General features: G+C 48.7%; 6 protein-coding genes. 2 read left to right on the top strand and 4 right to left on the bottom strand.

What is annotated here, in order from left to right:
- Positions 1-113: 113 nt before the first annotated feature.
- The 4 genes from rplT to LQV63_RS26150 form a co-directional block, all read right to left on the bottom strand.
- Positions 114-473, bottom strand: coding sequence for a 50S ribosomal protein L20 (gene rplT / locus LQV63_RS26165; protein WP_019421623.1), 360 nt, complete (start codon positions 471-473; stop codon positions 114-116).
- Between the two features lie 44 nt (positions 474-517).
- A complete protein-coding gene (gene rpmI / locus LQV63_RS26160) occupies positions 518-718 on the bottom strand; it encodes a 50S ribosomal protein L35 (RefSeq protein ID WP_005548700.1) in 201 nt (66 codons plus the stop codon).
- 64 nt (positions 719-782) lie between these two features.
- Positions 783-1,286: a translation initiation factor IF-3 gene (gene infC, locus LQV63_RS26155; protein WP_019421621.1), complete on the bottom strand. Its 504-nt coding sequence runs from the start codon at positions 1,284-1,286 to the stop codon at positions 783-785.
- Between the two features lie 301 nt (positions 1,287-1,587).
- On the bottom strand, positions 1,588-2,826 hold the full coding sequence (locus LQV63_RS26150) for a glycosyltransferase family 2 protein (RefSeq protein ID WP_019421620.1): 1,239 nt from the start codon (positions 2,824-2,826) through the stop codon (positions 1,588-1,590).
- 1,321 nt (positions 2,827-4,147) lie between these two features.
- Here LQV63_RS26150 and LQV63_RS26145 point away from each other — a divergent pair.
- Positions 4,148-4,675 carry a phosphatase PAP2 family protein gene (locus tag LQV63_RS26145; protein WP_019421619.1) on the top strand — a complete coding sequence of 176 codons (528 nt, stop codon included), beginning with the start codon at positions 4,148-4,150 and terminating at the stop codon, positions 4,673-4,675.
- Positions 4,676-4,832: 157 nt separating this feature from the next.
- On the top strand, positions 4,833-6,008 hold the full coding sequence (locus LQV63_RS26140; RefSeq protein ID WP_233698876.1) for an MGDG synthase family glycosyltransferase: 1,176 nt from the start codon (positions 4,833-4,835) through the stop codon (positions 6,006-6,008).
- The last annotated feature ends 40 nt before the right edge of the window (positions 6,009-6,048 follow it).

The raw sequence follows: 6,048 nt of genomic DNA, 5'->3' as shown, positions 1-6,048 counted from the left end.
CTGCCAAGCCTGTAGCGGACTTTCACCGCCGAGTTATCGCCCATGCCGGGCGCACCTAAAAAAGCAGCGCATTCGAAGAGCTTCGAATGCGCTGCTTTATTTACCGTCATCGCTTACGCGTTAACTTTTTCTTTTGCAACTGTTGCCAAGGAGTTGAACGCGTTGATGTCGTTCACTGCCAATTCAGCCAGCATTTTGCGGTTGATGTCTACACCAGCCAATTTCAAGCCGTGCATCATCTTGCTGTAGGACATGCCGTTCATGCGAGCTGCTGCATTGATACGAACGATCCACAATCTGCGGAAGTCGCGCTTCTTATTGCGGCGATCACGATATGCATAAAGCAAGGATTTCATCACTTGCTCATTCGCTGTTCTAAAAATACGGTGTTTAGAACCGAAGTAACCTTTTGCTAATTTCAATACTTTCTTATGACGACGACGTGTCGTAAATCCGCCTTTTACTCGTGCCATTTCTTGTTAACCTCCCAATCGAATTCATGTATCCGTAAAATTGCTTATTTCAAATTAGCTAATTGCTGCTTCATACGACGAACGTCGCCAGCTGCCATAACCGGGCTTGTTGCAAGAACGCGCTTCGTACGGTTTGATTTGTGGGAAAGCAAGTGGTTGCGGTACGCTTTGTAGCGGCGAACCTTACCTGTACCTGTAATTTTAAAGCGGCCTTTCAAGCTGCTGTGCGTTTTCATTTTAGGCATAATCATTTCCTCCTCAAGTTCGGTAATTCCATCCGCCGCCTATACCCTGCGCGGCGGGCATCGCTTAGTTGCTGGTGGTGTTCGGCGCCAGTATCATAATCATACTGCGGCCTTCCAACTTCGCTGCACGCTCTACATTACAAAGCTCTTTCGCTTCCTCCAGAACACGATCCAATACCTTCTTGCCGATGGCAGAATGCGCGATCTCACGTCCACGGAAACGAACGGAGCATTTTACTTTATCGCCTTCACGCAAAAACTTCAAGACGTTACGCAGTTTCGTCTGAAAATCATGCTCGTCGATATTCGCACGGAACCATACTTCCTTGATGTCCACCGTTTTCTGGTTCTTGCGTGCTTCTTTCTCTTTCTTCTGTGTCTCGTAACGGAACTTACCGTAGTCCATAATACGACATACAGGCGGTTTCGCCTGCGGAGCCACGTTAACCAAGTCCAAGTTCGCGTCAAACGCCATTTGCAGCGCCTCGCGGAACGGTTTAATACCAATCTGCTCGCCTTCTGCACCGACTAAACGAACTTCCTTCGCACGAATTTCCTCGTTAATCATATGATCCTTGCTAATGGTGTGCCACCTCCATATTCGAATTCCCTATCTGCTTATGTTGAGCAAAAGAGGGATGTAAGCTCTTGAAAAGAGCCCACATCCCTCACATAGACATTAATCATTCATGTGAAACACTGCCATGCAGTAATAGTCTAGGAACCAGCCAACCTACGTCGGTCAGGTGAGAAGCGGGCGCTTCTTCTTTTTAAAAATCAATATGCAATTAACATACCCAAGTAATATATCACGGCATTGAAACAATGTCAAGAAAATAATTAAATGTACCTTGATGCCTCAACATTCCTCACACCTGCTTGCCCTGCATCTCTTCGAGACGCACGACGCGCGTATGTTCCGTGTGGCTCCACACTTTGTTGTTCTGTGTAAAAAATGCATAGAACGTAATCGGCCACCAGGAGAGCAAATACACCGGGAATGTAATTAGCGATGCGTATATGCGCCAAGACTTCACGCCTTCCAAGATGAGCGCCAGAACAAAGGCCGCGCACGACAGCACGAGCGATACAACAGGCACCCATGCCGGCAAGTACTGGAAGAAGGTTGCAACGTTCGGCCCATCAAAGAAGGCCGCGTCCGCCCACATGAACGCTGTCATCAGGAACGTCACCAATACGGTATACACGGTAATCGTGTAGAGTGCCATGTCGAACTTAGCCATATTTCGTTCCTTGATACTCCGCCACAAGAGCGGGAAGAAGTAACGGCGCGCCACCGTAAAGTGGCCTTGCATCCAACGCAGTCGCTGACGAGCGGAAGCTTTGAAGGTCAATGGCTTCTCATCGAATACGCGCGCGTTGTAATTAAGCACCGGATTGACTCCATTCATAACGCAGCGAGCGGTAAATTCCAAGTCCTCTACCAAGCTCGTCGCGCCCCAGCCCATTTCTTTCAGCAGGTTGCTTTCAAAGCACATTCCCGTGCCGCCCAAGAAATTGGCCATGTTCAAGTTTTTGCGGGACAACTGCCACAAACGGTTGCAATACCAGTAGGTAACGCCATATGCGGCTGTAATCCAGGAATCCTCTGGATTCTTCGTATCGATATATCCTTGAATAACGCGTGCCCCGGAACAGAGATCGTTGTTCATTTCCCGCAGGAAATCAGTGCTGACCAGGTTGTCCGCATCCAGCATAACGATCCCATCGTATTGGCGCGGCATTTCCCACAGGTTCTTCAGCATCCATTCAATCGCATAGCCTTTCCCGCGCTGATGTGGATTATGACGTTCACAAGCGTATACGCCGTGCTCCCTTACGATGTCGGCCGTGCTGTCGGAACAGTTATCACAAATGACGAAAACGTCGTACATCTCTCTCGGGTAATCCAACGTCTTCAGATTTTCGACTAACGCTCCAATGACCGCTTCTTCGTTATGTGCAGCCACGATAACCGCAAACGATTTCTGCGGGTCATATACTTTACGTTCTTTCTTGCGGTAGATGCCGAACAGCGACAAGGTAAACTGGTACACCCCAATCGCGGCCAATAGCACCTGCAGGCCGATAAATAAATTATCCACCATGTTTGGTGTCCCCCTTTTAAATAACCCTTGATTTGTTGCTTTGAACTGCGAGCATGCATTTTGTATATGTGAGCATGCTCATCTATCTATATTTGTTTACCCCGCTGAAGACGGTCGATCACGATTTTCTAATGTTTGCCTTGGTTTGTCAAAACCTTTTATTGGCTTTCAATCGCCAATTGCTACATTATCGCTTGAGTTCGATAGCGAAGTCGCGGTCGCTCGTGCTTTCCCGCGGGGTTTGTTTTATTTTCATCCAAATACTAAAAAATTATGGCTTTGGACCCCCTTTTCGTCAAAAGTCGATGTTCTTGTTGAACCATGACGTATAGATAATGCAGTTTCATCCGTTAGAGTCTAGCTTACCCTATACTGTTACAACGAAGCACTTACGCAAAAGGTTGCAAATCCAATACTTAATTTTTTTTAATAAAAGACTGGTCTGTATATATCTACCATCTGTTAACCATTTATTCCATGATTGAAACGCTGTGATGCGCTTTACCCGCTAATGGAGTGAAAACAGTTAGGCGGAACGGAGGCGATACGGCAGTAGTGATCAACTAATTGCGCAAGTGTCTGGCTCCGCGATTTTTGTGTGAAAATATGACGGGACGCCTCCCCCATTTGTCGTCGAATAGCTAAGTGGATGGCGAAGGGACGAAGCTGGCTTGGCAATCACGGTGAAACCATTCCATGCACCTCCATAACAGCATTTCCAAAGATGCGAATCGGTAGAACTTCTAATACAAATCAAAGTGTATGTTTAGAAGATATAAGAGGAATGCGCCTGGTCTGCGCGTAATGGACGCCTACGAGTCCGAGTAGCTCACGGACAAGAGTCGGCCGAAACCGGTCCAATTGCTTGTGGATGAAATGTGGATTGGAAAGGGCTAACCCACATCCAGGGTAGAAAGCGAAAGGAACGCTTCCCGTTCGCAAGACGTCAGGTTCCAAGCGAATGTGCGGCTGTGACTCCGGAGCGATACTCTTGAGAGCGGTGCGCTCCCCCGGATCAGCGAAAGATTCGAAGTAATCGGCCAATCGTTTGAGCGTTCATGCCACTCCGTCCATTTCAGGCCAGTACATGTCGGTAAATAACGCAATCCGCGTCATACAACCTCCCTGAACGATTTTGAGCCATATAATACTTAGGATAGAATAGGAATATATAATTGAAATCAGCCGTATTAAAAAATATGATGAAGATGACCGGCGACTTCCGCAGGGCTTCAGAGAAAATTCACAAATTCATCATCTTCTGTTAATGTTACGTTGTTACGATTAAATCATAATCTACCGCATAACGGAGGGAACGACTATGACCCGTGTTATCGCGTGGCTTGGGCATCGTGAGCGTCAATTGTTCTTTTGGATAAATCAACGACTGCACCATCGCACCATGAATATTTTTCTGTATACGATGACTCATCTCGGCGGGGCTACCTTCACCATTGCGTTTACCATTCTGCTCGCTCTGTTAGCGCCTGCTCCATGGGCACGGGTCGGCTGGCAGTGCTTGGTCGCATTGGCCCTGAGTCACATACCGGTCGCTTTGATTAAAAAATGGTACCCGCGCGTACGGCCCCATTTGGCGTTGCCGGATATTCGTACCTTCCGCAAGCCGCTTGTGGACCATTCATTCCCGTCTGGGCATACGACCGCCATATTTTCTGTCATCATACCGCTTATTATCGCGAACCCGACATTAGCTTGGGCACTGCTTCCGGTTGCGGCCATCGTGGCGTTATCCCGCATGTATCTGGGGCTTCATTACCCTTCCGACTGCTTGGCAGGAGCCTTGATTGGGACAGGGGCCGCCATCAGCACCGTAACGCTGTGGACCTAAGAAACAAGTTGACACCGGCAGGCAGTAATGTGAGTATTGATGGATAACGTTTCAATAGAAACTTCATAAATTTTGATAAAAAAGTAAAAGGGTGACTACCATGCAACAAGCTGTGACATTGACGCTTCCTTCGGGTCCGTTCACACCCGGTTCCGACATGGAAGGCAAAAAGCGCATATTGTTGTTGTCGGAACGATTCGGGGCAGGTCACACCCAGGCTGCCCATGCTTTGGCTGTCAGCCTGAGAAAGCTGTCGCCGCAGCATGTGCAGACGCGCGTGATGGAATTAGGCAGCTTCTTAAATCCGAAGACGGCTCCTCTTATTATAGAAGCTTACCGCAAGACGGTAATCGTTCAACCGAAGCTGGTCGGATTCATGTATAAAACACAATATCACAAATCATTAAATCGTCTGACAACAATGGCGCTGCATCGGGTATTTTACACGCATGCGATGTCGGTGATGCGTCAATTGAAGCCGGATATGATCGTATGCACGCATCCGATTCCGAGCGCAGTCATTTCGCGTCTGCGCCGACTCGGGCTGGATGTCCCGCTGTGCACGCTCATAACGGATTATGATGCGCATGCGGCTTGGGTCAGCCCAGCTGTGAATCGTTATTTCGTCTCCACCCCGGAAGTCCAATCGAAGCTGGAGACACACGGTGTGGACAGCAGCTGTATCCAAGTGACCGGAATTCCGGTTCACCCCAAGTTCTGGGAGACGCATGACCGCAATACAAAGGCAGATATCCGCGAACGGTTCGGGTTGAAGGACATGCCGACTGTTATGGTAATGGGTGGCGGCTGGGGGGTCATGGATCCGAGCCAGACGACTGAGATCTTGACCAGATGGCGCAAAGACGTGCAGTTCATCTTCTGCATCGGCAACAATGAGAAGCTGCACCGACGTCTGCTGCAAAATCCGCGCTTCCAGCACGAGAATATTCATGTAATCGGCTATACACAGGAAGTCGATCAACTGATGGACATCTCCGATCTGCTCGTTACGAAGCCGGGAGGCATGACATGCACCGAAGCGCTCGCGAAGGGCATTCCGATGCTGTTCTATCAGCCGCTTCCAGGACAAGAGGAAGAGAACTGTCATTATTTCACGGAAAAAGGGTATGGTGAGCCCATCGAATCGTCTCATTCGGTAACGAAGTGGATGAATATGCTCGTCCATCAATATGATGAAGTAGCAGCACGCCGCCGCGAACACGAACAGAATGTGGCACGCTATCATCCGAAAGCATGCGCAGAGACGATTCTCCGCATGCTGCAGCAGGAGCCGGAGCAGGCAAATCCTGTTTTCTCTTTTTTTGAAGAGTAACGGAACGGCAATGGAAAATGGATATGACAAAGAACACGCG

This window comes from Paenibacillus profundus (assembly GCF_021369635.1).
Classification (GTDB): Bacteria; Bacillota; Bacilli; order Paenibacillales; family Paenibacillaceae; genus Paenibacillus_B; species Paenibacillus_B profundus.
The sequence above is the reverse complement of the archived record's forward strand: the minus strand, read 5'-3'. Positions and strand labels throughout refer to the sequence as shown.

Coding starts and splice junctions, on each gene's coding strand:
- rplT (WP_019421623.1), bottom strand. CDS start 473: ATGGCACGAGTAAAAGGCGGATTTACGACACGTCGTCGTCATAAGAAA.
- rpmI (WP_005548700.1), bottom strand. CDS start 718: ATGCCTAAAATGAAAACGCACAGCAGCTTGAAAGGCCGCTTTAAAATT.
- infC (WP_019421621.1), bottom strand. CDS start 1,286: ATGATTAACGAGGAAATTCGTGCGAAGGAAGTTCGTTTAGTCGGTGCA.
- LQV63_RS26150 (WP_019421620.1), bottom strand. CDS start 2,826: ATGGTGGATAATTTATTTATCGGCCTGCAGGTGCTATTGGCCGCGATT.
- LQV63_RS26145 (WP_019421619.1), top strand. CDS start 4,148: ATGACCCGTGTTATCGCGTGGCTTGGGCATCGTGAGCGTCAATTGTTC.
- LQV63_RS26140 (WP_233698876.1), top strand. CDS start 4,833: ATGGAAGGCAAAAAGCGCATATTGTTGTTGTCGGAACGATTCGGGGCA.